This is a genomic window from Delftia sp. WSY_16, from assembly GCF_043104415.1.
In the GTDB taxonomy this organism is placed as follows: domain Bacteria; phylum Pseudomonadota; class Gammaproteobacteria; order Burkholderiales; family Burkholderiaceae_C; genus Comamonas; species Comamonas tsuruhatensis.
This window is the reverse complement of record NZ_JBICKS010000037.1, coordinates 31,357-55,860: the sequence shown is the minus strand read 5'-3', so window position 1 is coordinate 55,860 and position 24,504 is coordinate 31,357. Positions and strand designations below refer to the sequence as shown.

24 protein-coding genes are annotated in these 24,504 nt (G+C 68.2%); 13 read left to right on the top strand and 11 right to left on the bottom strand.

The annotated features are described in order from the left end of the window. Positions 1-100 precede the first annotated feature (100 nt). The 7 genes from ACF8O7_RS18250 to ACF8O7_RS18220 all read right to left on the bottom strand — a co-directional run bounded on the left by ACF8O7_RS18250 (position 101) and on the right by ACF8O7_RS18220 (position 7,985). Complete coding sequence (locus tag ACF8O7_RS18250) at positions 101-1,549, bottom strand: aldehyde dehydrogenase family protein (RefSeq protein WP_392443965.1); 1,449 nt, start codon at positions 1,547-1,549, stop codon at positions 101-103. 36 nt (positions 1,550-1,585) lie between these two features. Then, positions 1,586-2,923 (bottom strand): enolase C-terminal domain-like protein, encoded by a 1,338-nt coding sequence (locus ACF8O7_RS18245; RefSeq protein WP_074921236.1) that lies wholly within the window; start codon positions 2,921-2,923, stop codon positions 1,586-1,588. Positions 2,924-2,967: 44 nt separating this feature from the next. After that, positions 2,968-3,957 (bottom strand): 2-hydroxyacid dehydrogenase, encoded by a 990-nt coding sequence (locus tag ACF8O7_RS18240; protein ID WP_392443964.1) that lies wholly within the window; start codon positions 3,955-3,957, stop codon positions 2,968-2,970. Between the two features lie 120 nt (positions 3,958-4,077). After that, positions 4,078-5,037, bottom strand: a complete 960-nt coding sequence (locus ACF8O7_RS18235; RefSeq protein WP_046239992.1) for a tripartite tricarboxylate transporter substrate binding protein — start codon at positions 5,035-5,037, stop codon at positions 4,078-4,080. Positions 5,038-5,095: 58 nt separating this feature from the next. Continuing rightward, positions 5,096-6,007 carry a 5-dehydro-4-deoxyglucarate dehydratase gene (kdgD, locus tag ACF8O7_RS18230; protein WP_016448682.1) on the bottom strand — a complete coding sequence of 304 codons (912 nt, stop codon included), beginning with the start codon at positions 6,005-6,007 and terminating at the stop codon, positions 5,096-5,098. 46 nt (positions 6,008-6,053) lie between these two features. Next, on the bottom strand, positions 6,054-7,031 hold the full coding sequence (locus ACF8O7_RS18225) for a tripartite tricarboxylate transporter substrate binding protein (RefSeq protein WP_026062356.1): 978 nt from the start codon (positions 7,029-7,031) through the stop codon (positions 6,054-6,056). 165 nt (positions 7,032-7,196) lie between these two features. Then, positions 7,197-7,985: a FadR/GntR family transcriptional regulator gene (locus ACF8O7_RS18220; RefSeq protein WP_133073289.1), complete on the bottom strand. Its 789-nt coding sequence runs from the start codon at positions 7,983-7,985 to the stop codon at positions 7,197-7,199. Positions 7,986-8,072: 87 nt separating this feature from the next. On the opposite strand from ACF8O7_RS18220, the gene ACF8O7_RS18215 reads away from it, so the two are divergent. The 12 genes from ACF8O7_RS18215 to ACF8O7_RS18160 all read left to right on the top strand — a co-directional run bounded on the left by ACF8O7_RS18215 (position 8,073) and on the right by ACF8O7_RS18160 (position 19,785). Continuing rightward, positions 8,073-9,389 (top strand): glucarate dehydratase family protein, encoded by a 1,317-nt coding sequence (locus tag ACF8O7_RS18215; RefSeq protein ID WP_046986931.1) that lies wholly within the window; start codon positions 8,073-8,075, stop codon positions 9,387-9,389. 50 nt (positions 9,390-9,439) lie between these two features. Continuing rightward, positions 9,440-10,438: a Bug family tripartite tricarboxylate transporter substrate binding protein gene (locus ACF8O7_RS18210; RefSeq protein WP_392443962.1), complete on the top strand. Its 999-nt coding sequence runs from the start codon at positions 9,440-9,442 to the stop codon at positions 10,436-10,438. A gap of 174 nt (positions 10,439-10,612) precedes the next feature. Beyond that, positions 10,613-12,178, top strand: a complete 1,566-nt coding sequence (gene garD, locus ACF8O7_RS18205) for a galactarate dehydratase (protein ID WP_047474984.1) — start codon at positions 10,613-10,615, stop codon at positions 12,176-12,178. Positions 12,179-12,248: 70 nt separating this feature from the next. Then, entirely contained in the window at positions 12,249-13,235 is a 987-nt protein-coding gene (locus ACF8O7_RS18200; protein ID WP_046238973.1) for a YihY/virulence factor BrkB family protein, read from the top strand. Positions 13,236-13,358: 123 nt separating this feature from the next. Then, positions 13,359-14,297 carry a LysR family transcriptional regulator gene (locus ACF8O7_RS18195; protein WP_016448675.1) on the top strand — a complete coding sequence of 313 codons (939 nt, stop codon included), beginning with the start codon at positions 13,359-13,361 and terminating at the stop codon, positions 14,295-14,297. A gap of 220 nt (positions 14,298-14,517) precedes the next feature. Beyond that, positions 14,518-15,381: a branched-chain amino acid ABC transporter permease gene (locus ACF8O7_RS18190; protein ID WP_016448674.1), complete on the top strand. Its 864-nt coding sequence runs from the start codon at positions 14,518-14,520 to the stop codon at positions 15,379-15,381. Further along, positions 15,382-16,356 carry a branched-chain amino acid ABC transporter permease gene (locus ACF8O7_RS18185; protein WP_392443960.1) on the top strand — a complete coding sequence of 325 codons (975 nt, stop codon included), beginning with the start codon at positions 15,382-15,384 and terminating at the stop codon, positions 16,354-16,356. Beyond that, positions 16,343-17,107, top strand: a complete 765-nt coding sequence (locus tag ACF8O7_RS18180; RefSeq protein ID WP_016452146.1) for an ABC transporter ATP-binding protein — start codon at positions 16,343-16,345, stop codon at positions 17,105-17,107. Before ACF8O7_RS18185 ends, ACF8O7_RS18180 begins: the two co-directional genes overlap by 14 nt. Next, positions 17,094-17,801: an ABC transporter ATP-binding protein gene (locus ACF8O7_RS18175; RefSeq protein ID WP_016448672.1), complete on the top strand. Its 708-nt coding sequence runs from the start codon at positions 17,094-17,096 to the stop codon at positions 17,799-17,801. The genes ACF8O7_RS18180 and ACF8O7_RS18175 overlap by 14 nt, the downstream gene beginning before the upstream one ends. A 55-nt stretch (positions 17,802-17,856) precedes the next feature. Beyond that, positions 17,857-19,032 carry an ABC transporter substrate-binding protein gene (locus tag ACF8O7_RS18170; protein WP_016452145.1) on the top strand — a complete coding sequence of 392 codons (1,176 nt, stop codon included), beginning with the start codon at positions 17,857-17,859 and terminating at the stop codon, positions 19,030-19,032. 129 nt (positions 19,033-19,161) lie between these two features. Further along, positions 19,162-19,443: a type II toxin-antitoxin system RelE/ParE family toxin gene (locus ACF8O7_RS18165; protein WP_016452144.1), complete on the top strand. Its 282-nt coding sequence runs from the start codon at positions 19,162-19,164 to the stop codon at positions 19,441-19,443. A gap of 42 nt (positions 19,444-19,485) precedes the next feature. After that, the gene (locus ACF8O7_RS18160) at positions 19,486-19,785 is read left to right on the top strand and encodes a HigA family addiction module antitoxin (RefSeq protein WP_013800141.1); all 300 of its coding nucleotides are present in this window, start codon (positions 19,486-19,488) and stop codon (positions 19,783-19,785) included. A gap of 92 nt (positions 19,786-19,877) precedes the next feature. Here the strand turns inward: ACF8O7_RS18160 and ACF8O7_RS18155 are convergent, their stop codons facing one another. The 4 genes from ACF8O7_RS18155 to ACF8O7_RS18140 form a co-directional block, all read right to left on the bottom strand. Then, positions 19,878-20,651, bottom strand: a complete 774-nt coding sequence (locus ACF8O7_RS18155) for an SDR family oxidoreductase (RefSeq protein ID WP_016448669.1) — start codon at positions 20,649-20,651, stop codon at positions 19,878-19,880. Positions 20,652-20,796: 145 nt separating this feature from the next. Continuing rightward, a complete protein-coding gene (locus tag ACF8O7_RS18150) occupies positions 20,797-21,603 on the bottom strand; it encodes an IclR family transcriptional regulator (RefSeq protein WP_016448668.1) in 807 nt (268 codons plus the stop codon). A 44-nt stretch (positions 21,604-21,647) separates the two neighbouring features. Further along, complete coding sequence (locus ACF8O7_RS18145) at positions 21,648-22,421, bottom strand: ferredoxin--NADP reductase (protein ID WP_016448667.1); 774 nt, start codon at positions 22,419-22,421, stop codon at positions 21,648-21,650. A gap of 261 nt (positions 22,422-22,682) precedes the next feature. After that, entirely contained in the window at positions 22,683-23,618 is a 936-nt protein-coding gene (locus ACF8O7_RS18140; RefSeq protein ID WP_154833120.1) for a LysR family transcriptional regulator, read from the bottom strand. A gap of 93 nt (positions 23,619-23,711) precedes the next feature. Here ACF8O7_RS18140 and ACF8O7_RS18135 point away from each other — a divergent pair, with 93 nt between their 5' ends. Next, positions 23,712-24,503: an SDR family NAD(P)-dependent oxidoreductase gene (locus ACF8O7_RS18135; protein WP_392443956.1), complete on the top strand. Its 792-nt coding sequence runs from the start codon at positions 23,712-23,714 to the stop codon at positions 24,501-24,503. The last annotated feature ends 1 nt before the right edge of the window (position 24,504 follow it).

The window sequence follows — 24,504 nt, the reverse complement described above, 5'->3', positions numbered from 1 at the left end:
CTGGTCCGCTTGCCAGGGCGCCCCGGGCTGTTGACTCCCGGAATCCGCCCAATGAAAAAGCACCTCGAAAGGTGCTTTTTTCTCGTCAGCCGGATGCTGTTCAGGCCAGCGTGTAGGCGGTCTTCACCGTCGTATAGAACTCCTGCGCATAGCGGCCCTGTTCGCGCGGGCCGTAGCTGCTGCCCTTGCGGCCGCCGAAGGGCACGTGGTAGTCCACGCCGGCCGTGGGCAGGTTGACCATGACCATGCCGGCCTGGCTGTGGCGCTTGAAGTGGGTGGCGTGCTTGAGGCTGGTGGTGGCAATGCCTGCGGCCAGGCCGAAGGGCGTGTCGTTGGCCACGGCCAGGGCTTCCTCGTAGTCCTTCACGCGGATGACGCTGGCCACGGGGCCGAAGACTTCCTCGCGGTTGATGCGCATGGCGGCCTGGGTGTCCACGAACAGGGTGGGCGCCATGTAGTAGCCCTTGTTGCCGCTGCCGGTGTGGCAGGCGGCGGCTGCGCCGCCGGCAGCCAGCACGGCGCCTTCGGCCTTGGCGATTTCCACGTAGCTCAGGTCCTGCTCCAGCTGGGCCTGGCTGACCACGGGGCCCATGTCGGTGCCTGCGGCGCGGGCGTCGCCCACCTTGATCCTGGCCATGCGGGCCTGCAGGGCCTCGATGAAGGCGGGGTAGATCCTGTCGGTGACGATGAGGCGGCTCGATGCCGTGCAGCGCTGGCCCGTGGAGTAGAAGCCGCTTTGCGCGGACAGATCCACGGCCTGGGTGAGGTCGGCGTCGTCCAGCACGATCTGCGGGTTCTTGCCGCCCATCTCCAGCTGCACCTTCTTGCCGCTTTCCACGCAGGCGCGGGCAATGCCGCGGCCCACGCCCACGGAGCCGGTGAAGCTGATGGCGGCCACGTCGCTGTGGCGCACCAGGGCATCACCGATGACGCGGCCCGGGCCCATGACGAGGTTGAAGACACCGGCCGGAATGCCCGAGCGGTGAATGATGTCGGCCAGCGCCCAGGCGCTGCCGGGCACGAGGTCGGCGGGCTTCAGGACCACGCAGTTGCCGAAGGCCAGGGCCGGGGCGATCTTCCAGGCGGGAATGGCGATGGGGAAGTTCCACGGCGTGATCAGGCCCACCACGCCGACGGGCTCGCGCGTGATTTCCACGCCGATGCCGGGGCGCACGGAGGGCAGGGTCTCGCCGGCCAGGCGCAGGCATTCACCCGCGAAGAACTTGAAGATCTGGCCTGCGCGGCCGACTTCGCCAATGGCTTCGGGGCGGGTCTTGCCTTCCTCGCGCGCCAGCAGGTCGCCCAGCTCTTCCTTGCGGGCCAGGATTTCGTTGCCGATCCTGTCCAGGGCGTCGTGGCGGGCCTGGATGCCCGAGGTGCTCCAGGCGGGAAAGGCCGCGGCCGCCGCGGCGATGGCGGCTTCCACATCGGCGGCATTGCCCTGGGCGTACTCGCCGATCACATCGGACAGGTCGCTGGGGTTGGTGTTGGCGCTGTAGCCGTCGGCGGCCTTCCATTGGCCGTTGATGAGGTTGTCGTAGCGGGACATGAGGTGCTCCGGGAAAGGGGTAACGGAAGGAAGGGGTCAGCGGACCATGCAGGGGCGCTTGTTGTCGAAGGTCCAGCCCGGGATCAGGTATTGCATGGCCATGGCGTCATTGCGCGCTCCCAGGCCGTGCTCCAGGTACAGGGCGTTGGCGCGCTGCAGCGCGGCGCGGTCCACGGTGACGCCCAGGCCCGGGGTCTTGGGCACTTCGACGAAGCCGCCCTTGATCTGCAGCGGGTTCTGGGTGAGGTACTGGCCGTCCTGCCAGATCCAGTGCGTGTCGATGGCCGTGACCTTGCCGGGCACGGCGGCGGCCACGTGGGTGAACATGGCCAGCGAGATGTCGAAGTGGTTGTTGGAGTGCGAGCCCCAGGTCAGGCCCCAGTCGCGGCAGGTCTGGCCCACGCGCACGGAGCCGGCCATGGTCCAGAAATGCGGGTCGGCCAGCGGGATGTCCACGGACTGCAGCGACAGCGCATGCACCATCTGGCGCCAGTCGGTGGCGATCATGTTGGTGGCCGTGGGCAGGCCGGTGGCGCGGCGGAATTCGGCCATGACTTCGCGGCCCGAGAAGCCGTTCTCGGCGCCGCAGGGGTCTTCGGCATAGGCGAGCACGCCGTGCATGTCGCGCATGAGGCGGATGGCGTCCTTGAGCAGCCAGCCGCCGTTGGGGTCCAGCGTGACGCGCGCCTGCGGGAAGCGCCTGGCCAGCGCGGTGACGGCCTCCACTTCCTGCTCGCCGGCCAGCACGCCGCCCTTGAGCTTGAAGTCGTTGAAGCCGTAGCGCGCGTGCGCCGCCTCGGCCTGGCGCACGATGGCGGCCGGGTCCATGGCGGTCATGTGGCGCACCTGCGTCCAGTCGTCGCTGCCGCTTTGGTCTTCGCCGGGCTGGACGTAGGGCAGGTCGGTCCTGTCGGTGGGGCCGGTGAAGAACAGGTAGCCCAGCATCTCCACGCGGTCGCGCTGCTGGCCTTCGCCCAGCAGGGCCGCCACGGGCACGCCCAGGTGCTGGCCCAGCAGGTCCAGCAGGGCCGACTCCACGGCGGTGACGGCATGCACGGCAATGCGCAGATCGAAGGTCTGCAGGCCGCGCCCGCCCGTGTCGCGGCCGGCCAGGGCCTGCTGCACGTTTTGCAGCAGCTTGAGGTGGTTGCCCACGGACTGGCCGATGAGCAGGGCCTTGCTGTCCTCCAGCGCCTTGCGTATGCCTTCGCCGCCAGGCACTTCGCCCACACCGGTGTGGCCCGCGCTGTCGTGGATGAGCACGATGTTGCGCGTGAAGTAGGGCGCATGCGCGCCGCTGAGGTTCATGAGCATGCCGTCGCGGCCGGCGACGGGAATGACTTCGATCTCGGTGATGGTCGGGGTGGAGGACATGGCGTGCTCTTGGATCGTTGGATCGGTCTCTGGGAAAAAAAGGGCTATGCGGTGGTGGCGGTGGCCGGCTGCTGCGCGGCCGACCAGGGCACTTCGGCCTCGGGCCGGCCCGTGGCGATGAACTGCGCCAGGTTGCGCAGCACGAGGTCGGCCATGGCGCGGCGGGTTTCATGCGTGCCGCTGGCGATGTGGGGCGCAAGCACCACGTTGTCCTGCGACAGCAGCTCGGCATGGGGGCGGGGCTCGTCCTCGAACACATCCAGGCCCGCGCCCGCGATGCGGCCCTGCTGCAGGGCCTGGACCAGTGCGGCCTCGTCGACCACGCTGCCGCGCGCCACGTTGATCAGAAAGCCCTGCGGGCCCAGCGCGTCCAGCACCTCGGCGTTGACCAGGTGCTGCGTGCCGTCGCCGCCTGCGGCCGTGATGACGAGGAAGTCGGCCCAGCGCGCCAGCTCCAGCAGCGAGGGCTGGTAGAGGTGGGGCGATCCCTCGACCGGGCGGCGGTTGTGGTAGGCCACCTCCATGTCGAAGCCGGCCGCGCGGCGCGCCACGGTGGAGCCGATGCGGCCCATGCCGAAGATGCCCAGGCGCTTGCCGCTGGCACGCGTGCGGATGCCGAAGCGGCCCTGGCTCCAGTCGCCCCGGCGCACGAAGCGGTCGGACTCGCTCAGGCCACGCGCGGCGTCCAGCAGCAGGGCGAAGGCCATGTCGGCCACGCAGTCGTCCAGCACGCCGGGCGTGTAGCCCACGCGGACGCCCTGGCGCAGCAGGGACTCGCGGTCCAGCGCGTCAAAGCCCACGCCGAAACTGCTCACGAAGCGCAGCCTGGGCAGGGCCTGCACCACGCTCGCGGGTACGCCCATGGCGGCCGAGGTGACCAGGTATTCGAACTGCGCGCCGTGCTCGGCGAGAAAGCGCTCGCGGTCGGGCTGCTCGGACAGCAGCGTCACCTCATAGGCCTGGGCCAGCTCGGCATCGAGCTGGGGCAGCGGCATCTTGCCGAACTGGAGAACGCGTGGACGGGAGGTCGCCATGCCTTGGAATCCTTGGAACTTGCAGGGGCTGCAAGCCCCGGTGAAAAGGGCCTGCGGTGCGCAGGCCAGCGGGCAAAGGCCGGCGGGCAAAGGCCCCGGGGCCGGCCCGTTGTTTCCAGCTCAATCTGCCGTGATCTTTCTTGTCTGGATGAGCTGCCTCCAGCGCTCCGATTCCTGGGCCTGGTAGCGCGTGAATTCCTCGGGCGTGTTGCCCACGATCTCCAGGCCCTGCTCCACGAAGCGCTTGCGGATGTCGGGCTGCTGCACGGAGGCGATGGCGGCCTTGGCCAGCTTGGCCTTCACATCGGCGGGCAGGCCCTTGGGTGCGGCCAGGCCTTGCCAGGAATAGACCTCGGCGCCCTTGACGCCGGCCTCGGCCAGCGTGGGCACATCGGGCAGCACGGGCGAGCGCTGGCTGCCGGTCACGGCAATCGCATGCAGCTTGCCGCTGCGCAGATGGGGCAGCACGGCGTTGACGTTCTGGAACGAGAAGTCCACCTGGCCACCGATCAGGTCGGTGATGGCCGGGGCGCCGCCCTTGTAGGGAACGTGCATGCCTTCGGTGCCGCTTTGCTGCCAGAACAGCTCGGCCGACAGATGGTCCGAGGAGCCGTTGCCCGAGCTCGCGAAACTGATCTTGCCGGGGTTGGCCTTGAGCGCGGCGATGACCTCGGCCACGGTGCGGGCCTTCTGCGCGGGGCTGGCCACGAGCACGTTGGGCGCCTGCACGGGGATGGTGATGTAGTCGAAGTCCTTGCCTGCGTCATAGGGCACGTTCTTGACCAGGTGCGGCGTGACCACGAAGGGGCCCAGCGAGGCCACCAGCAGGGTGTAGCCATCGGCCGGTGCGCGCTTGACGGCGCCCGCGCCGATGGTGCCCGTGGCGCCGGGGCGGTTTTCCACCACGAAGGGCTTGCCCAGCTGCTCGCCCATGCTCAGGGCCATGGCGCGGGCCACGGTGTCGGTGGACCCTCCGGCCGGGAAGGGCACGATGATGTTGACGGCCTTGTCCGGGAAGCTGCCGGCCGCCTGCGCCGTGAGGGCCAGTGCGGCACTCAGCGCGATCAGAATCTTTTTCATGTTCTTGTCTCCTGGGGGGCGCAAGGGCCGGACTGGCCCCTGCGCCCGGTCTTGTGGCTTATTGGGGGCCGAGCTTGTCGATCAGGGCCTTGAGCTCTTCCAGCTCGGAGGGCTTGAGGTCCGTCAGCGGGGCGCGCACGGGGCCGGCGTCGTGGCCCACCAGCTTGGCGCCGGCCTTGATGATGCTCACGCCGTAGCCTTCGACGCGGTTGCGGATCTTCAGGTAGGGCATGAAGAATTCCTTGAGCAGCTTGTGCTGCGTGGCCATGTCGTCGGTGCGCACGGCTTCGTAGAACGCCATCGCCGTCCTGGGGATGAAGTTGAAGACGGCCGAGGAGTACACCGGCGTGCCCAGGGCCTTGTAGGCGGCCGCATAGACCTCGGCCGTGGGCAGGCCGCCCAGGTAGGCGAAGCGGTCGCCCATCGTCATGAAGATGGAGGACATGGTCTCGATGTTGCCCATGCCGTCCTTGAAGCCCACCAGGTTGGGGCAGCGCTCGGCCAGGATGGCCAGCGATTCGGGCGTGAAGCGGGTGCGGTCGCGGTTGTAGACGATGACGCCGAACTTCACGCTCTTGCAGACCTGCTCCACATGGGCGATCAGGCCTTCCTGGCCGGCTTCGGTCAGGTAGTGGGGCAGCAGCAGGACGCCGTGGGCGCCCAGGCGCTCGGCCTCCTGGGCGTGTGCGATGGCCGTGCGCGTGGGGCCGCCGGCGCCCGCGATGATGGGCACCTTGCCGCGGCAGGTGTCCACGGCGGTCTTGATAATCTGGCCGTATTCCTCGCCGTACAGCGAGAAGTACTCGCCCGTGCCGCCAGCCGCGAACAGCGCGCTGGCGCCGTAGGGGGCCAGCCATTCGAGGCGGGCCGCATAGCCCTTGGCATTGAAGTTGCCGTTGCTGTCGAAGTCCGTCACGGGGAAGGACAGCAGGCCGGAACTCATCACGTCTTTGAGGTCTTGGGGGGTCATGGTGCTCTCGGGAACAAGGGTGGGGAAGAAAGAAAAAGGGGTGGAATCAGTCGAGCTTCAAACCGGCTGTCTGAACCACTTTTTGCCAGCGCTGGCGTTCGGTGGCCAGGAAGCGCGCGGTCTCGGCGGGGTTCATGGTCACGACCTCGGCGCCCTGGCCCGTGAGGCGGGCGCGCACCTCGGGCGAGCGGATGGCGGTGATCAGGGCCTCATGCAGGCGCTGGACCACGGCCTCGGGCGTCTTGGCCGGAACGACCACGCCTTGCCAGGTGCCGGTCTCGAAGCCGGGCACGCCCTGCTCGGCGATGGTGGGCACGTTGGCGGCCAGCGGCATGCGCGTGCCCTTGGACAGGCCCAGCAGCTTGAGCTTGCCGCTTTGCACATGGGGGTAGGTGGCCAGCATGCCGTTCATCAGCACCTGGGTCTGGCCTGCCACCGTGTCCTGGATGGACTGCACGCCGCCCTTGTAGGGCACGTATTCCCAGCGGGCGCCCGTGGCGCGCGCCAGTTCCACGCCGGCCAGGTGCGGGGCGCTGCCCGTGGCAGTGACGGCAAAGCTCAGGTCTTCCTTCTTGGACAGGGCCACCAGCTCCTGCAGGTTGTTGGCCGGCACCGAGGGATGGACCACCAGCAGGTGCGGCGAGTAGGCCAGCATGGCCGTGCCGCGCAGGTCCCGGGACAGGTCGAAGGACAGCTTGGTGTAGAGCGAGGGCGAGATGGCCAGCGCACCCAGGTCGCACAGCATCAGCGTGTGGCCGTCGGGCTGGGCCTTGGCCACCATGTCGGCGCCCAGGTTGCCGTTGGCGCCAGGCTTGTTCTCGATGACCACGGGCTGCTTGAGTTCCGCCGACAGCAGCGGGCCGATGGCGCGCGCAATGATGTCCGAGCTGCCGCCCGGCGGGTAGGGCACCACCAGGCGCAGCGGCCGCGTGGGCCAGTTGCTCTGGGCCAGCGCACCGGCGCCGGTGGCCACGAGGGCGGTGGCGCCAGCGGCGCGCAGGAATTGCTTTCGGCTCAGGGTCATGCTCTTGTCTCCGGGTTTTATGTTGTCAGTTGTCGTACAACTGGAGCGAATTTTCAACCGAGACATGCATGCCGTGATAAAGGGTTTTCCCTTGGTTGTCTGAATTCCTGTGCCGGCGCCATCTGCCCCGCAGGGCGCGGGGCGGTCCAGGATGCACAGAAGGCGTCAGGAGGCGCTGGTCTTTTGCGCCAGGCGCAGGCGTTCGCGGCTGTTGGTCAGGTGGATGCGCATGGCCGCGCGGGCCGAGTCGGCGTCCTGGCGCTCGATGGCGGCGAGGATTTCCTCATGCTCGCGGTTGACGCGGCGCAGGTAGTCGGGGTCGCGCTGGGGCTGGTGGATGGAGGCGATGCGCGTGCGCGGAATCAGCTGGGCGCCGAAGTGGCGCAGGATGTCGCCGAAGTAGCGGTTGCCCGTGGCCTCGGCGATCTGGGTGTGGAAGGCCAGGTCATGGGCCACCGTGTCCTCGCCGCGCGCAAAGGCGATCTCGAAGGCCTGCAGCGCCATGCGTATGCCCTGCAGCTGCTCGGGGCTGCGGCGCAGCGCGGCCAGGCCGGCGCTTTCGGTCTCCAGGCTGATGCGCAGCTCCAGCACGGCCATCACGTCCACGGCGGCCGTCAGCTCGTCGGCATTGAGCATCAGCGTGGATGCGGGCTGGGCGGCGCGCACGAAGGTGCCTATGCCATGGCGCGTCTCCACCAGGCCCGAGGCCTGCAGGCGCGACAGCGCCTCGCGCACCACGGTGCGGCTGACTTCGTAGGTCTGCACCAGCGACGATTCCGTAGGCAGCTTCTCGCCTTCGGCCAACAGGCCGTTGCGGATCTTGCTCGCGAACTCGTCGAACAGCAGGGCGGCCAGATTGCGGCCGCTGCGACCGGACTTTCCTCGCAGGGGAAGCTCGATCGTTGGGGGTGATGCGGGAAATCCCTTTGCCGAACTTTCCATGGTGCTGATCATAATCGCTCCAAGTTGTACGACAACGTATCACAAGACGTCAACGCTTTCGCAGATTTTTCCGATTTTCCGACCCCGTCCGCAGTCCAGATGAGCACCTCCCAAGCGACCCACGCGATCCGCCACGTCCGCATCACGCCCATTGCCTTCCGTGATCCGCCGCTGCTCAATGCGGCCGGCATCCACGAGCCCTGGGCGCTGCGCTCCATCATCGAGATCGAGACGGCCTCGGGCCTGGTCGGCATCAACGAAAGCTACGGCGACCAGCCCATGCTCGATGCGCTGGCCAAGGCCGCGCCCGCGCTGGTGGGGCTGTCGCCCTGGGCGCTCAACGAGATGGAGGCCCGCGTCGCGGCCCTGGTGGCGCCGCCTGCGCTGACGGCGTCGGAGTTCCTGGGCCAGCAGGTGTCGCTGGCGCCGGGCACGCATGTGTCCAAGACCGTGGCCAAGGTGGTCAGCGCCTTCGAGGTCGCCATGCTGGACCTGCAGGGCCAGATGGCCGGGGCGCCCATCGTGGACCTGCTGGGCGGGGCGGCGCGCGACAGCGTGCCGTTCTCGGCCTACCTGTTCTACAAGTACGCCGAGCACATCGACAGGCCCTATGGGCCAGATTCTTCGCCCGACGCCTGGGGCGAAGCCCTGGCGCCGCAGCAGCTGGTGGAGCAGGCGCGGCGCATGATTGCGCAGTACGGCTTCCAGAGCATCAAGCTCAAGGCCGGCGCGCTGCCGCCCGAGCAGGAGGCGGCCGGCATCCTGGCGCTGGCCGAGGCCTTTCCAGGCACGCCGCTGCGCATCGATCCCAATGGCAACTGGACGGTGGAGACCAGCCTGAAGATCGTGCAGCAGCTGCAGGGCGTGCTCGAGTACTACGAGGACCCGGCGCCCGGCCTGGACGGCATGGCGGCCGTGGCACGCGAGTGCGATGTGCCCCTGGCCACCAACATGGTGGTGACGGACTTTGCCGAGTTCCGCCGCAACGCCGACATGGGCTGCCCCGTGAAGATCGTGCTCAGCGACCACCATTACTGGGGCGGGCTGCGCGCCACGCAGCGCCTGTCCACGCTGTGCCGCACCTTCGACCTGGGCTTGTCCATGCACAGCAACTCGCACCTGGGCATCAGCCTGGTGGCCATGACGCACCTGTGCGCCAGCGTGCCCCTGCTGACCTATGCCTGCGACACGCATTACCCCTGGCAGGACGAGGAAGTGGTCGAGGGCGGCCGGCTGCAGTTCGAGCAGGGCAGCCTGCGCGTGCCCACGGCGCCCGGCCTGGGTGTGCGGCTGGACCGCGAGGCCCTGGCCCGCCTGCACGACAACTACCTGCACTGCGGCATCCGCAACCGCGACGACCTGGGGCAGATGCGCAAGTACGACCCCGCGTTCACCGGCCACCAGCCGCGCTTCTGAACCCGCTTTCACACCATTCCAACGACAAGCCCTTCCCGGAGACAAGCACCATGCAACGCCGCACACTCATCCAACATTCCCTCGCCAGCGCCCTGCTGCTGGGCACGGCCCTGGCTGCCATGCCCGCCGCCGCGCAGGGCAACTGGCCCACGGGCAAGCCCATCACCTACTTGGTGCCGTTCCCGCCTGGCGGCAATACCGATACGCTGGCGCGCGTGATCGCCCAGCCGCTGAGCAAGGCCCTGGGCACGCCCGTGGTGATCGAGAACAAGGGCGGCGCGGGCGGCAGCGTGGGCTCGGCCATCGCGGCGCGCGCACCGGCCGATGGCTACACCATCCTGGGCGGCACCATCAGCTCGCACGCCATCAATGTGAGCCTGTACGCCAAGCTGGACTACGACCCGGTCAAGTCCTTCACGCCGGTGGCCATGCTGGGCTCGGGCCCGCTGGTGCTGGTGGTGCCGGCCTCCAGCCCCTACAGGACGCTGGCCGACGTGCTGGCCGCCAGCAAGGCCAAGGCAGCGGCGGGCGGCCTGACCTCGGCCTCGCCGGGCAGCGGCACCTCCAACCACATGGCGCTGGAGCTGCTGGGCTACCAGACGGGCGTGAAGTTCACCCACGTGCCCTACAAGGGCAGTGGCCCGGCCGTGCAGGACGTGATCGGTGGCCAGGTGGACATGATGTTCGACACCGCCCTGGTCGTCGGCCCCCATGTGCAGGCCGGCAAGCTGCGTCCCATCGCCGTGACCAGCTCGCGGCGCCTGGAGTCGCTGCCCGATGTGCCCACCATCGCCGAGGCGGGCGAGAAGGGCTTCGACATGGGCTCCTGGCAGGCCGTGTTCGCGCCCGCAGGCACGCCGGGGCCCATCGTGGACCGGCTGCATGCGGAGATCATGAAGATCGTCGCCACGCCCGAGGTGCAGGCGCGCCTGAAGAACTTCGGCATGCTGCCTTCGCAGATAACACCGGCCGAGCTGGGCGAGTTCCAGAAGGCCGAGGTGGTCAAGTGGGGGAAGGTGATCAAGGCTGCTGGAATTAAAGCAGAGTGACCCCCTGAGGCGCTTCGCGCCTTCCCCCTTCTCGCTTCGCGGAGGGGGACAACGCCTTCGGCTGGGCGCCCCCGCCGCGAGGCGGCTCTTGCTCGGCGTTCCTGAGTTGGGACGTGACGGTTGCGAGGGCCGCACTCCGATTGCGACAGGCCCCTAGAAAATTGAGACATTGCCATGAGTACCCCACTTCCTCTTTCCATCCGCATGCATCCGGCCGACAACGTGGCCATCGTGGCCAATGACGGGGGTTTGCCTGCGGGCACGGTGATGCCCGGGGGGCTGGTGCTGGTCGACAAGGTGCCGCAGGCGCACAAGGTGGCGCTGGTGGACATTGCCGAGGGCGGCGAGGTGCGCCGCTACAACGTGGTGATCGGCTATGCGCTGCAGGCCATTGCCGCGGGCAGCTGGGTGCATGAGCGGCTGCTGCGCATGCCGGGGGCGCTGTCTCTCGAGGGGTTGCCGATCGCCACGGTGCAGCCGCCCGAGCTGCCGCCGCTGACGGGCTACACCTTCGAGGGCTACCGCAATGCCGATGGCACGGTGGGCACGCGCAACATCCTGGCCATCACCACCACGGTGCAGTGCGTGGCCGGGGTGCTGGATTTCGCGGTGGGCCGCATCAAGGCCGAGCTGCTGCCGCGCTATCCGAATGTGGACGATGTGGTGGGCCTGGAGCACAGCTATGGCTGCGGCGTGGCCATCGATGCCGTGGGCGCCGAGATTCCGCAGCGCACGCTGCGCAACATCAGCCACAACCCGAATTTCGGCGGCGAGGTGATGGTGGTGAGCCTGGGCTGCGAGAAGCTGCAGCCCGAGCGGCTGCTGCCGCCGGGGTCCTTCCCCATCGTCGATGAGCGAGAGCCCGCGCTGGACGTGGTCTGCCTGCAGGACGAGGCGCATGTGGGCTTCATGTCCATGGTGGACTCCATCATGGGCAGCGCCAGGGTGCATCTGGAGCGGCTGAACGCGCGCCGGCGCGAGACCGTGCCGGCCAGCGCCCTGGTGGTGGGCGTGCAGTGCGGCGGCAGCGATGCGTTCAGCGGCGTCACGGCCAATCCGGCCGTGGGCTTTTGCACCGATTTGCTGGTGCGCGCAGGCGCCACCGTGATGTTCAGCGAGGTGACCGAGGTGCGCGACGGCATCGACCAGCTCACCTCGCGCGCCTCCAGCCCCGAGGTGGCCCAGGCCATGATCGAGGAGATGGCCTGGTACGACGCCTACCTGGACAAGGGCCGCGTGGACCGCAGCGCCAACACCACGCCGGGCAACAAGAAGGGCGGCCTGTCCAACATCGTCGAGAAGGCCATGGGCTCCATCATCAAGAGCGGCACGGCGCCCATCACCGGCGTGCTGTCGCCGGGCCAGCGTCTGGCCGACCGGGGCATCCAAAGCGGCCTGGTCTACGCGGCCACGCCGGCCAGCGACTTCATCTGCGGCACGCTGCAGCTGGCCGCCGGCATGAACCTGCATGTGTTCACCACGGGCCGGGGCACGCCCTACGGCCTGGCCCAGGTGCCCGTGATCAAGGTGGCCACGCGCAGCGACCTGGCGCGGCGCTGGCATGACCTGATGGACGTGAACGCGGGCCGCATTGCCGAGGGCCAGGCCAGCATCGAGGACGTGGGCTGGGAGATGTTCCGCCTGATGCTGGACGTGGCCAGCGGCCGCAGGAAGACCTGGGCCGAGCAGTGGAAGCTGCACAACGCCCTGGTGCTGTTCAATCCAGCGCCCGTGACCTGAGCCGCGCGCACAGGCCCCTGTCGGCACAGGCTGACAGGGCGCCGGTGCGCCGCTGCGCACAATGGGGGCCATGCCCTCAGATACCCCGGAAACTCCCCCCGCCTCGTCCTGGTCCGCGCGCCTGGACCGGCTGCTGGAACTGAACCCGCTGCGCGCCATGTGGAACGCCGTGCAGCTGTGGCTGGACGCCGATGGCCTGCGCATGAGCGCCGCCATGTCCTTCTACGGCATCCTGAGCCTGGCGCCGCTGCTGCTGCTGCTGGTCGGCGTGCTGGGCTGGTGGGTGGACCGCAGCTATGTGGAGCACCAGCTCATCGATCAGGTGCAGGACGTGATCGGCGAGCGCGGCGCCCAGGTGGTGCGCGGCGCGCTGGAAAGCGCCCAGCGGCCCGACGAGGGGCGGCTGGCTTCGCTGTTCGGCTTCATCCTGCTGATGTCGGGCGCCACAGGTGTCTTCGTGGAGCTGCAGTCCGCGCTGGAAAGGCTCTGGACCTCCAACGGCGAGCCGCCGCCGCCCAAGGCCGTGTGGTGGCGCATGGCCGCGCTGCGGCTGCGCGGCCTGACCTATGTGCTGGCGCTGGGCTTCTTGCTGCTGGTGTCCATGGCCCTGTCCACGGCCATCCAGCTGATCACCAACTGGGCCGGCACCAAGCTGCAGATGCAGCCGCTGGGGCCGCTGGTCAGCCTGATCAACGAGTGCGTGTCCTTCGGCATCACCGTGCTGCTCTTTGTGGGGCTGATGCGCATAGGCGGCGGCCCCAAGCCCCGGCTGCGCTATCTGATCTTCGGTGCCATCATCGGCGCCCTGCTGTTCACGCTGGGCAAGCAGGCCCTGGCCTGGTACCTGGCCACGGCGGCCGTGGTCTCGGCCTATGGCGCGGCGGGCTCGCTGGTGGTGCTGCTGATGTGGATCTACTTTTCCTCGGCCATCCTGCTGCTGTCGGCCGCCACGGCCAAGGCCTTCAGCGATGCCGGCGTGCGCTTCACCCACCCTATCCGCTGGGCGCCGCCCGCCGAGGCGGCCAGCGCCGGGGACACTCCGGGCGGCAAGGGCTGAGTTCCCGCATTTCGACGAAGATGAACGCCTGCGCCGCGGCCCGCAAAGCCGCGGCGCAGGCGTTTGGGCAATGGAACAATGCAGCAAAGTCCCCTGGCACCAAGGCCGGGGGCCAAGGACAAGATGGACCGATTGCAGACCATGCGGGTATTCCAGACCGTGGCCGACGAGGCCGGGTTTTCGGCGGCGGCGCGGCGCCTGGACATGTCCGTGCCCACGGTCACGCGCCTGGTGGCCGACCTGGAGCAGCACCTGGGCACGCGGCTGCTGCAGCGCACCACGCGAAGCGTCTCGCTGACCGAGGCTGGCGAGGCCTACCTGGAGCGCGTGCGTGGCATCCTGGCCGATGTGGAGGATGCCTTCAGCCTGGCCCAGGCGCACACGCTGGAGCTGTCTGGCGCCGTGCGCGTGCTCACGCCGCCCGTGTTCGCCGAGCATGTGCTGGCGCCGCTGGTGGCGGACTTCCACCGCCTGCATCCGCGCATCTGCATCGAGGTCTTCGTGGAGTCGGCCAGCGAGGCGGCCGTGGGCGAATACGACATCACCTTCGTCAATGCCGAGGAGGGCTACGACGGCAACGTGGTGGCCCGGCCCATCGTCACCACCTGCGGCCTGGCCTGCGCCGCGCCCGAGTACCTGGACGCCCATGGCGTGCCTGTCGTGCCCGAGGACCTGGCCGGCCACCAGTGCCTGCTGCGCCGGCGCATCCAGGGCCGCTCCGACATGCTGCGCATGCGCCGGCTCGACGGCAACGCGGGCGAGGTCGAGGTGGCCGTGCGCCCCGTGCTGGTGGCCAACCACACGGGCACGCTGCTGCGCGCCACGCTGGACGGCGCGGGCATCAGCACCCAGCCGCTGGACCTGATCGCGCGCCACCTGCGCTCGGGCCGGCTGCGCCATGTGCTGCCCGAATGGACCACGGGCCGATTCACGCTCTACGCCACCCTGCCCACGCGCAAGTTCATGCCGGCGCGCGTGCGCAGCTTCCTTGACTTCGTGGCCGAGCACACGCAGCGCTCCATGCAGGGCCTGCCCGAGAACCTGCCGGCGCTGTCCATCTAGCGTTCCCCGCTCCTGCCGGCCTGCGCCTGTCATCTAGGTTACTGCCGCAGCGGTTTGCGCCTCGGGGTTTCCCAGGTGAATTCCGCTGTGCGGAATCTTCGGGTTGATGGTGCACGGCACCGCCTCCTAAGCTGGTTCACAGCAAACAAGGAGGCAAGGCAATGCGAGAACAGACCCTGGTCCGGTGGCGGCCACCGGCGGCGGCAGGCGGGAGGCGGTGATGGACGTCTTCCTGCAGCAAGTGCTCAACGGACTGACCCTGGGCGGCATCTATGGCCTCGTGGCCCTGGGCCTGACCCTGGTCTACGGCATCCTGCACGTGCCCAACTTCGCGCACGGGGGCTTCTACATGATCGGCGCCTTCGTGGCCTTCCAGGCCATGGTGGCCTGGAGCTGGGGCTACTGGGCGGCCATGCTGGTGGCGGCGGTGGCGGTGGCGGTGCTGGGCATCGTCAGCGAGCGGCTGATCTTCCATCCGCTGCGCAAGGCCTCGCCCCTGCATCCCAAGATCGCCTCCATCGGGCTGCTGCTGTTCCTGGAGGCCGGAGCCCAGGCGCTGTGGGGCGCGGACTTCCAGCGCATGCCCACGCCCTATACCTCCATCGTGGAGATGGGCGGAATCACGGCGCCTGCGCAGCGCCTGCTGATCATAGTCGCGGCCTTTGCGCTGATGGTGGCGCTGCACCTGTTCCTGACGCGCACCACCACGGGCTCGACCATCATCGCCATGGCCCAGAACCGCGAGGGCGCATCGATGGTGGGCATCGACGCCAACCGCGTATCCATGCTGACCTTTGCCATCTCAGGCGTGCTCGCGGCCGTGGCGGCCACGCTGTATGCGCCCATCAACCTGGTCTATCCGGCCATGGGTCACCTGGTCATCACCAAGGCCTTCGTGATCATCATCCTGGGCGGCATGGGCAGCATCCCGGGCGCCGTGCTGGGCGGGCTGATCATCGGCTTCGCCGAGAGCTTCGGCGCCTACTACATCTCCACCGACTACAAGGACATCATCGCCTTCGTGCTGCTGGTGGTGATCCTGTCGCTGCGCCCTCAGGGCCTGTTCGCCAAGAGGAGTCATTGAATGAACGGATTCATCGACTCCCGCGTTGCCTGGGGCCTGCTGCTGGCCGCCGGCATCGCCTTTCCCTGGCTGGCGGGCAACGACTACCACCTCACGGTGATGAGCACGGCCTACATCTTCGCCATCGCCACGCTGGGCCTGAACCTGATCACGGGCTACACGGGCCAGCTCAATCTGGCGCATGCGGGCTTCATGGCCGCGGGCGCCTATACCGTGGGCATCCTCACGGTGGACCATGGCTGGCCGTTCTGGGGCGGGCTGGTGATGTCGGGCGTGGTGTGCGCGGTGCTGGGCTACCTGATCGGCATCGTCTCGCTGCGGCTCAAGGGCCACTACTTCTCCATCTTCACGCTGTGCGTGGGCTACATCATGTTCCTCGTCATCGAGAAGTGGGAGGGCCTGACCCACGGCACGGTGGGCATCATGGGCATCCCCGCGCCCGAGGCCCTGGGTGCGCTGAGCTTCGAGACGCCGCTGGCGCTGTACTACCTGGTGCTGGCCTTCCTCGTGGCCTCGGTCTGGGTGATGCGGCGCATCGTCCGGTCGCTGCTGGGCCGCACCTTCATGGCCATCCGCAACAGCGACGAGCTGGCCGAGGCCCTGGGCATCAACCTCATGCGCAACAAGGTGCTGGCCTTCATGCTGAGCGTGGTCTACGCGGGCGTGGCCGGCGGCCTGTACGCCGGCTTCGTGCGCTTCATCGGGCCGGACATGGCGGGCGTGCACCACACCTTCGACATGATGATCTTCGCCATGGTCGGCGGCATGGGCACGGTGCTGGGGCCGCTGCTGGGCGCCATCGGCATGCCCTGGATCACGCAGTACCTGCAGTTCCTGCAGGACTACCGCTTCATCGTCTTCGGCCCCATTCTCGTGATGCTGGTGATCTTCATGCCCTACGGCGTGGTGGGCAGCGTCACCGCCTGGCGCGCGCGCCGCAATGCCAAGGAGGGCAAGCCGCATGCTCAAGATTGACCACCTGACCAAGCGGTTCGGCGGACTGGCCGCCGTGAGCGATGTCAGCACCGTGATCGAGGAAGGCCGCATCAACGCCATCATCGGCCCCAACGGCGCGGGCAAGACCACGTTCTTCAACCTGATCAGCTGCGTGCACAAGCCCACCTCGGGCACCATCACCTTCAATGGCCAGGACGTGACCTCGCTGCGCACCGACCAGGTGGCGAAACTGGGCGTGGCGCGCACCTTCCAGACCACGGCGCTGTTCGACCGCGCCACGGTGCTGGACAACCTCATCGTGGGCCACCGGCTGCGCACGCGCTCAGGCCTGTGGGACGTGCTGCGCGGCTCCAGCCGCCTGCGCGAGGAAGAGCGCGTGTGCCGCGAAAAGGCGCGCGACGCGCTGGACTTCGTGGGCCTGTCGCATGTGGCCGGCCGCATTGCGGGCGACATCACGCAGGAGGAGCGCAAGCGCGTGGCCTTCGCGCTGGCCCTGGCCACCGACCCCAAGCTGATGCTGCTCGACGAGCCCGCCGGCGGCGTCAACCCCGAGGAGACCGAGGGCCTGGCCGAGCTGATCCGCAAGCTGGTGCGCCACGGCATCACGGTGGCGCTGATCGAGCACAAGATGGGCATGATCATGAGCCTGGCCGACAAGATCCTGGTGCTCAGCTACGGCGAGAAGATCGCCGAGGGCACGCCCGAGGAGATACGCCGCAACCCCGCCGTCATCGATGCCTACCTGGGGAGCGAGCATGCTGAAGTTTGAGAACGTGTCGCTGCGCTACGGCAGCTTCCTGGCGCTGGACGGCGTGAGCCTGCATGCCGACCGGGGCGAGCTGGTGGTGCTGCTGGGCGCCAACGGCGCAGGCAAGAGTTCGCTGTTCCTCACGGCCAGCGGCATCCACAAGGCCGCGGGCGGCTCCATCGTCTGGAACGGGCAGGAGCTGGCCGGGCGCAAGCCTTCGGCCATCGTGCAGTCCGGCGTGGTGCAGTGCCCCGAAGGGCGCAAGCTGTTCCCCCAGATGTCGGTGCTGCGCAACCTGCAGCTGGGCGCCTATGTGCACCGCCGCGACCCCGGTCCCAGCCAGAAGACGCTGCAGGAGGTGATGGAGCTGTTTCCCATCCTGCGCGAGAAGCAGCACGACCCGGCCGGCTCGCTGTCGGGCGGCCAGCAGCAGATGGTGGCCATCGGCCGCGCCATGATGGGCCGGCCCCAGGCCCTGCTGCTGGACGAGCCCTCGCTGGGCCTGGCGCCCCTGGTCATCAAGCAGATGTTCGAGGCCATACAGCGCATCAACGCGGCCGGCACCACCGTGCTGCTGGCCGAGCAGAACGCCTATGCGGCGCTGAAGATCGCGCACCGCGCCTATGTGATGGAAAGCGGCCGCATCGTGCGCGAGGGCAGGCCCGCCGAATTGCTGGCCGACGACTCCATCCGCAAGGCCTACATCGGCGCATGACGCCGCCTCTTGCCTCTACCCAAGCCACCACCACCAACGATCCAAGGAGACAGACATGACAGCATTCGCACCATTGACCCGCCGCAGGGTGGGCACGCTGGCCCTGGCCTGCGCCGCCGTGGCCGCCGCCGGCCCCGCGCTGGCGCAGGAGGTGGTCAAGATCGGCTACTCCGGCCCGCTGTCGGGCGGCGCTGCCCAGTACGGCAAGAACGTGCTCGACGGCATGCAGATGGCCGTCTCCGAGATCAATGCCGCAGCGCCCGAGATCGGTGGCAAGAAGGTCAAGATCGAGATCGTTCCGCTGGACGACAAGTACAACCCGTCCGAGACCGCGATCAACGCCCAGCGCCTGGTGCAGCAGCACAAGACGGCGGCCATCCTGGTGCCGCATTCGGGCGGCATCTTCGCGCTGCAGACCACCAACGAGCGCAGCAACTTCATCGTGCTGGCCTACAGCTCGGTGCCGCAGATCACCAACCGGGGCAACAAGCTGACCCTGCGCATCCCGCCCGAGTTCACCTCGTACATCGACCCGTTCTCCAAGTACGTGATGGGCCGCTTCGGCAAGAAGGTGGCCCTGGTGGGCGCCGACCACGACTACGCCAAGGCCTGGGTCGCCGCCTTCAAGCCCGGCTGGGAAAAGCTGGGCGGCACCGTGGTGGCCGAGAACGCCATGAGCTACAACCGCGCCACCGATTTCTACAGCGGCGTGAGCAAGGCCCTGGCCGAGAAGCCCGACGTGCTCTTCGTGGGCGGAGCCTCCGAGCCCACGGCCCTGGTCGTCAAGCAGGCTCGCGAGCTGGGCTTCAAGGGCGGCTTCGTGGTCATGGACCAGGCCAAGCTCGACGAAATGGCCCGTGTGGTCGGCGGCTATGCGCCGCTGGAAGGCGCCATCGGCGTCATGCCCGTCTCCGAGGACACCAAGCCCGAGAACAAGGCCTTCGTCGAACGCTTCGGCAAGGTCTACCCGGGCCGCATCCCGGGCTCGGAGGCGCAGTGGAACTACACGGCCGTGCACGCCACCGTCAAGGCCATGCAGCTGGCCGGCTCGGCCTCGGACACCAAGGCCATCCACGCCAAGCTCGACGAGGCCTACAAATCCCTGCGCCCCGACGTGAACCCCGGCGGCGTCAAGGGCGTGGATGATCGCGGCGGCACGTTGACCACGGAGCGCGGCGCCGCTGTGCGCGACGGCAAGATCGAGGCGGTGATGACGGTGGCGAACAAGTAGAGCGCCGCTCAGTTTTTCGACCGAAAGCGCCAGGTGCCAGCTTGATCTGGCCCAGGCGCTTTCTTGTGGACTCAGTTGTCCGGTACTTGCGTTTGACGTTACTGACGCGGCACGTTATTATTTGCTTCCATGACGATCCAGTCATTCAAGTGCCCCGACACCGAGCAACTGTTCCAGCAGAGGCGGGTGCGTCGGTGGAGCAGCATTGAAGTGGTTGCGCTGCGCAAGCTTCGGATGCTGCATGCCGCTCATGTGCTTCAGGACTTGAGGGTCCCGCCCGGAAACCGGCTGGAGGCGCTGCACGGAGACCGCAAGGGGCAGCACAGCATCCGCATCAATGACCAGTGGCGCGTGTGCTTTGTGTGGACCCATGAAGGCCCGAGTCAGCTGGAGATCGTCGATTACCACTGAAGCGAAAGCGTTGATCCTGGATCTGGCGCAGGAGTGCTGACCATGAACAAACCTTTGAACCTCCCCACGCCAGGCGAAATCCTGGCCACTGAATTCCTGGAGCCCATGGGCCTGACGCAATACCGCCTGGCCCAGGCCATCCATGTCCCGCAGACACGCATCGCGGCCATCGTCAAGAACGGCCGCTCCATCACGGCGGATACGGCGCTGCGCCTGGCGCGCTTCTTTGGCACGTCCGTGGAGTTCTGGATGAATCTGCAAAGCCAGTACGACGCCGATATCGCGCGCGAGGCCATAGGCGACGACCTGGAGTCCATCGAGCCCTTTGCTCTGCAGGCTTGAAGAAGACATGCTGAGTCGCTGCGCAGCGGCTCACGTAAGAAAGGCCCCTGCACCGCGGTACAGGGGCCTTTCTCATGGCAGGGCTGCGTTGTTTACAACAAGCTCGCTCCACCATCCAGCACCAACGCCTGCCCCGTCATGTGCCGAGACGCATCGGACGCCAGGTAGACCACGGCGCCCTTGAGGTCCTCCTCGCCGCCGATGCGTCGCAGCGGGGCGCGGGCGATGAGCTGGTCGCCGAGTTTGTCGATGAGGCCGTTGGCCAGCTTGCTGGGGAAAAAGCCCGGGCAGATGGAGTTGACGCGGATTCCGTAGTGGCCCCATTCCGAGGCCAGGGTGCGCGCCAGGTGCACGGCGGCCGCCTTGGAGGTGTTGTAGGCCACGGTGTTCATGCCGGGCGGCGTGCCCTTGAAGGCCGCGACCGAGGCCGTGATGATCACGTTGCCCCGGCCCTTGGGGATCATCACGCGCCTGGCCACTTCTCGGGTGAGGAAGAAGGGCGCGGAGACGTTGAGGTTCATGACCTTGTTCCAGGCCTCGTCCGGGTATTCCTCGGCCTTGGCGCCCCAGGTGGCGCCCGCGTTGTTGACGAGGATGTCGATGTCGCCGCAGCGCGCCAGCACGTCCTCGACCAGGGCGGGGATGGTGTCGAACTTCTGCAGGTCGTTGGTGAAGGTCTCGACCTGGTAGCCCAGGCCCTGCAGGTGGGCCTTGGCCTCGGCCAGTTCATCGGACTTGCGCGCCGTGATGGCGAGGCGGGCGCCCATCTCGCCCAGCGCCTCGGCCATCTGCAGGCCCAGGCCGCGCGAGCCTCCGGTGATCAGGGCGGTCTTGCCCGTGAGGTCGAACAATGCTTTCACGCTCATGCTGTATGTCTCCTGGCTTGGGTTTCTGGTGGTTGAGCAACACCTGCATGCTAGGGCGCCGGCACCGTGCACGCTGTCGTCTTGGCTACTTTGCCGTGCTGCGCCGTGCTGAGCGGTACCGCGCGGGCACCTGCGGGATAGGCGTTCAGGCCCTGTCGATGTCCTGCTGCAGCCGACGCACCATGCGCTGCAGCGCGGGCACGCCGTCCTGGCGCAGCGCGTCGGCCGTGACGAAGCGCGAGGGTCCGCCCAGGCTGACGGCCATCAGCGGCAGGCCGCGCCCCGGCGAGAAGGCCAGGGCGATGGCGTTGACCTCGGGCTGCCAGTCGCCGAACGAGCGCGACAGCCAGGGCTGGGGCTGGTTGCCTGCCTCCGGCCATAGCGGCAGCTGGGCCTGTGCGGCGGCCCATTGCTCGGGCGCGTGAGACTGCAGATAGTCCAGCGCGCGCTGGCGCTCGGACGCGGGGCTGGCGGCCAGCCAGGCACGGCCCACGGCCGTGGTGGCCAGGGGAATGCGCGAGCCCATGTCCAGGTCGCGGTGCATGAAGCGCGCGCTGGGGCAGTGCTCGATGTAGACCATGTTGTGCCGGTCGCGCGTGGCCAGGGCCACCTCGGCATCGGTGGCGGCCGCCAGCTTGCGCATCAGCGGGCGCGCGATCTGGCGCACGTCCAGGCGCGAGAGCATGGCGCTGCCCAGCGCCAGCGTGGCCGTGCCCAGGCGGTATTTGCCCTCTTCGGGCACATGGATGAGGTAACCCAGCGTGGTCAGCGTGTGCGTCAGGCGCGAGACCGTGGACTTGGGCAGTCCGCAGCGCCTGGCGATGTCCTGGTTGCCCAGCAGCTTCTCGCCGGAGCGAAAGCACGACAGCACGTCCAGCCCGCGCGCCAGTGCGACGATGAAGTTGCGGTCTTCGTCGCCTGGCGGGGCTGAAGGAAGGGAGGAGGGCGGCATGCGCCGATTATCGGCAGCCGCCCCGCCACGGGGTGTCGTGGGCTTTACTTCTCGACGAAGGCGCGCTCGACCACGAAGTCGCCGGGCGTGGTGGTGTTGCCTTCCTTGAAGCCGCGGTGCTCCAGCAGCTCCTTGAGTTCGTTCAGCATGGCGGGGCTGCCGCACAGCATGACGCGGTCGGTCTCGGGGTTGAGCTCGGGCAGGCCGATGTTCTGCGGGAAGGTTCCGGCCGTGATCTGGTTGGAGATGCGGCCCTGGTTGCGGAAGGGCTCGCGCGTCACCGTGGGGTAGTAGATGAGCTTGTCCTTGACGATCTCGCCGAGGAACTCGTGCTCGGGCAGTTCCTTCTCGAACAGCTCCTGGTAGGCCAGCTCGTTGGCATGGCGCACGCCGTGCACCACGACCACCTTCTCGTAGCGCTCGTAGGTCTCGGGGTCGCGCGCCACGGCCAGCCAGGGGGCCAGGCCCGTGCCGGTGCCGATCAGGTACAGGTTCTTGCCGGGCAGCAGGTAGTCGATCAGCAGCGTGCCCGTGGGCTTCTTGCCGACGATGATGGTGTCGCCCACCTTGATGTTCTGCAGGCGCGAGGTCAGCGGGCCGTCGGGCACCTTGATGGACAGGAACTCCAGGTGCTCCTCGTAATTGGGGCTGGCAATGGAGTAGGCGCGCAGCAGGTTCTTGCCGTCGACCTTCAGGCCGATCATCGTGAAATGGCCGTTGGAAAAGCGCAGCGCAGTGTCACGGGTGGTGGTGAAGGAGAAAAGGCGGTCGGTCCAGTGGTGGACGGACAGCACGCGTTCTTCAAGAAAAGCACTCATGTTGGCAATACGGTGAATTCGGGGCGGACAGTGCCCGCCGGGACGTTGCAATGAGAGGTCAGTGCCATGCAGGCACGCGGTGGCGGGAAGCGCAGGGGGCAGGCGCGGTGTGCGCGTTGCCGCTGCTTCGTGGCGGCCGGTGACCGGGGCAAGGTCGCTATTGTCCGGTAAATGGCGTCAAAAGGGGCAGGCGCGAACCTTTGTCTTGATACGGATTAGTGATAAGCAAAATGACGCTGGCCGAGTCCGGCGGGCCATCGCCTATTGCTTTTCGGGCAGGCCAGCGTCGAGTGTCCAGGGCTGTATGGCCTGTGCCAGCCAGTCCATGAGCACGCGCACGCGGCGTGGCAATTGGCGGCGGTGGGCATAGATCAGGTGCAAGGGCATGGGCGGGGGCGGATGGCGGGGCAACACCTCGATCAGCTCCCCGGCATCCAGCAGCGGCTGCACGGCCAGGCGCGGAACCTGGATCAGGCCCAGGCCGGCCTGGCAGGCCGAGAGATAGGCCTCGGCGTTGTTCACGGTGAGCGCGCCCGCCATGGGCAGGCTGAGTGCCTGGCCGTTCTTTTCGTACTCGAAGCCCAGCGGCCGCGCGCCCAGCGTGCGCTGGTAGTGCACCAGCCGGTGTCCGCCCAGGTCGGCCAGCGTGGCCGGCAGGCCGTGGGCCTGCGCATAGCCGGGGCTGGCGCAGGTGACCAGCGCCAGCCGGCCCAGCGGGCGGGCGACCAGCCCGGGCTCGTCCACGGGGCCCAGGCGCAGCACGCAGTCGAAGCCTTCGCGCACCAGGTCCACGCGGCGCTCGGTGCAGCTCAGTTCCAGCTCCAGCGCCGGATGGCTTTGCAGCAGTTGCGGCAGCAAGGGCATGACGACGTGGCGCGCCAGGCCCGTGGTCATGTCCAGCCGCACCTTGCCCTGCAGCGGCGCGTCGCCGGCCTGCTGGAACTGGCCCTGGAATTCGTCCACGTCGGCCAGCAGGTCCTGACAGCGTTCGTAGCAGGCCTGGCCGTCCTGGGTGAGCTGCACGCGCCGCGTGGTCCGGTGCAGCAGCCGCGTACCCAGCCGCGCCTCCAGTTGCTGCACGGCCTGGGAGACGCTGGCCTTGGGCAAACCCATGCTGTCGGCCGCACGCGTGAAGCTGGCCATCTCGGCCACGCGGCTGAAGATCTGCATCTGCTCCAGAAGCTTGATTGTTTGCATGGGGAGAACAAATAAATCAGAAACAGCCAATTTATCCAAAAATAGACCTTCAATACAGTCGCTGTCATTGCAAACCACCTAACGAGGTCCGCCATGACAGCTTCTCCTTCGACCGCTTCTTCCCCTGCCGCCCGCCGCATCGTCCTCGTCACGGGCGGCAGCCGCGGCCTGGGCCGCAATACGGCCGAGCACCTGGCGCGCCAGGGCCTGGACGTGGTGCTGACCTACCGCGAGCGTGCCGACCAGGCCCAGGCCGCCGTGGCCGCCATCGAGGCGCTGGGCGGGCGGGCCGCCGCCCTGCAGCTGGACGTGGCGCGCAGCGCGGGCTTTGCGGACTTTGCGGCCCGCGTGCGCCGGGCCCTGGCCGAGACCTGGCAGGCCGACCGCCTCGATGCGCTGGTGCACAACGCCGGCATCGGCATCAATGCGCCATTCGCCACCACCACCGAGGCGCAGTTCGATGAATTGGTCGCCATCCACCTGAAGGCGCCGTTCTTCCTGAGCCAGCACCTGCTGCCCCTGCTGCGCGACGGCGGCAGCATCATCCACCTGTCCAGCGGGCTCACGCGCTTCACCCAGCCCGGTTATGCGGCCTATGCGGCCATGAAGGGCGGCGTGGAGGTGCTGACGCGCTACCTGGCGCGCGAGCTGGGGGCGCGCGGCATTCGCGTCAACACGGTGGCGCCGGGGGCGATTGCCACGGATTTTGGCGGCGGCCGTGTGCGCGACGATGCACAGGTAGGCGCCGCCCTGGCCAGCCAGACGGCGCTGGGCCGCGTGGGCCAGCCCGACGACATCGGCCCCGTGATGGCCGCCCTGCTGCAGCCCGGCATGGGCTGGGTGCAGGGTCAGCGCATCGAGGCCTCGGGCGGCATGTTTCTCTGAA

What these genes read in the sequence shown, in the direction of transcription:
- ACF8O7_RS18250 (WP_392443965.1), bottom strand. Translation starts at nt 1,549, where the DNA reads ATGTCCCGCTACGACAACCTCATCAACGGCCAATGGAAGGCCGCCGAC.
- ACF8O7_RS18245 (WP_074921236.1), bottom strand. Translation starts at nt 2,923, where the DNA reads ATGTCCTCCACCCCGACCATCACCGAGATCGAAGTCATTCCCGTCGCC.
- ACF8O7_RS18240 (WP_392443964.1), bottom strand. Translation starts at nt 3,957, where the DNA reads ATGGCGACCTCCCGTCCACGCGTTCTCCAGTTCGGCAAGATGCCGCTG.
- ACF8O7_RS18235 (WP_046239992.1), bottom strand. Translation starts at nt 5,037, where the DNA reads ATGAAAAAGATTCTGATCGCGCTGAGTGCCGCACTGGCCCTCACGGCG.
- kdgD (WP_016448682.1), bottom strand. Translation starts at nt 6,007, where the DNA reads ATGACCCCCCAAGACCTCAAAGACGTGATGAGTTCCGGCCTGCTGTCC.
- ACF8O7_RS18225 (WP_026062356.1), bottom strand. Translation starts at nt 7,031, where the DNA reads ATGACCCTGAGCCGAAAGCAATTCCTGCGCGCCGCTGGCGCCACCGCC.
- ACF8O7_RS18220 (WP_133073289.1), bottom strand. Translation starts at nt 7,985, where the DNA reads ATGATCAGCACCATGGAAAGTTCGGCAAAGGGATTTCCCGCATCACCC.
- ACF8O7_RS18215 (WP_046986931.1), top strand. Translation starts at nt 8,073, where the DNA reads ATGAGCACCTCCCAAGCGACCCACGCGATCCGCCACGTCCGCATCACG.
- ACF8O7_RS18210 (WP_392443962.1), top strand. Translation starts at nt 9,440, where the DNA reads ATGCAACGCCGCACACTCATCCAACATTCCCTCGCCAGCGCCCTGCTG.
- garD (WP_047474984.1), top strand. Translation starts at nt 10,613, where the DNA reads ATGAGTACCCCACTTCCTCTTTCCATCCGCATGCATCCGGCCGACAAC.
- ACF8O7_RS18200 (WP_046238973.1), top strand. Translation starts at nt 12,249, where the DNA reads ATGCCCTCAGATACCCCGGAAACTCCCCCCGCCTCGTCCTGGTCCGCG.
- ACF8O7_RS18195 (WP_016448675.1), top strand. Translation starts at nt 13,359, where the DNA reads ATGGACCGATTGCAGACCATGCGGGTATTCCAGACCGTGGCCGACGAG.
- ACF8O7_RS18190 (WP_016448674.1), top strand. Translation starts at nt 14,518, where the DNA reads ATGGACGTCTTCCTGCAGCAAGTGCTCAACGGACTGACCCTGGGCGGC.
- ACF8O7_RS18185 (WP_392443960.1), top strand. Translation starts at nt 15,382, where the DNA reads ATGAACGGATTCATCGACTCCCGCGTTGCCTGGGGCCTGCTGCTGGCC.
- ACF8O7_RS18180 (WP_016452146.1), top strand. Translation starts at nt 16,343, where the DNA reads ATGCTCAAGATTGACCACCTGACCAAGCGGTTCGGCGGACTGGCCGCC.
- ACF8O7_RS18175 (WP_016448672.1), top strand. Translation starts at nt 17,094, where the DNA reads ATGCTGAAGTTTGAGAACGTGTCGCTGCGCTACGGCAGCTTCCTGGCG.
- ACF8O7_RS18170 (WP_016452145.1), top strand. Translation starts at nt 17,857, where the DNA reads ATGACAGCATTCGCACCATTGACCCGCCGCAGGGTGGGCACGCTGGCC.
- ACF8O7_RS18165 (WP_016452144.1), top strand. Translation starts at nt 19,162, where the DNA reads ATGACGATCCAGTCATTCAAGTGCCCCGACACCGAGCAACTGTTCCAG.
- ACF8O7_RS18160 (WP_013800141.1), top strand. Translation starts at nt 19,486, where the DNA reads ATGAACAAACCTTTGAACCTCCCCACGCCAGGCGAAATCCTGGCCACT.
- ACF8O7_RS18155 (WP_016448669.1), bottom strand. Translation starts at nt 20,651, where the DNA reads ATGAGCGTGAAAGCATTGTTCGACCTCACGGGCAAGACCGCCCTGATC.
- ACF8O7_RS18150 (WP_016448668.1), bottom strand. Translation starts at nt 21,603, where the DNA reads ATGCCGCCCTCCTCCCTTCCTTCAGCCCCGCCAGGCGACGAAGACCGC.
- ACF8O7_RS18145 (WP_016448667.1), bottom strand. Translation starts at nt 22,421, where the DNA reads ATGAGTGCTTTTCTTGAAGAACGCGTGCTGTCCGTCCACCACTGGACC.
- ACF8O7_RS18140 (WP_154833120.1), bottom strand. Translation starts at nt 23,618, where the DNA reads ATGCAAACAATCAAGCTTCTGGAGCAGATGCAGATCTTCAGCCGCGTG.
- ACF8O7_RS18135 (WP_392443956.1), top strand. Translation starts at nt 23,712, where the DNA reads ATGACAGCTTCTCCTTCGACCGCTTCTTCCCCTGCCGCCCGCCGCATC.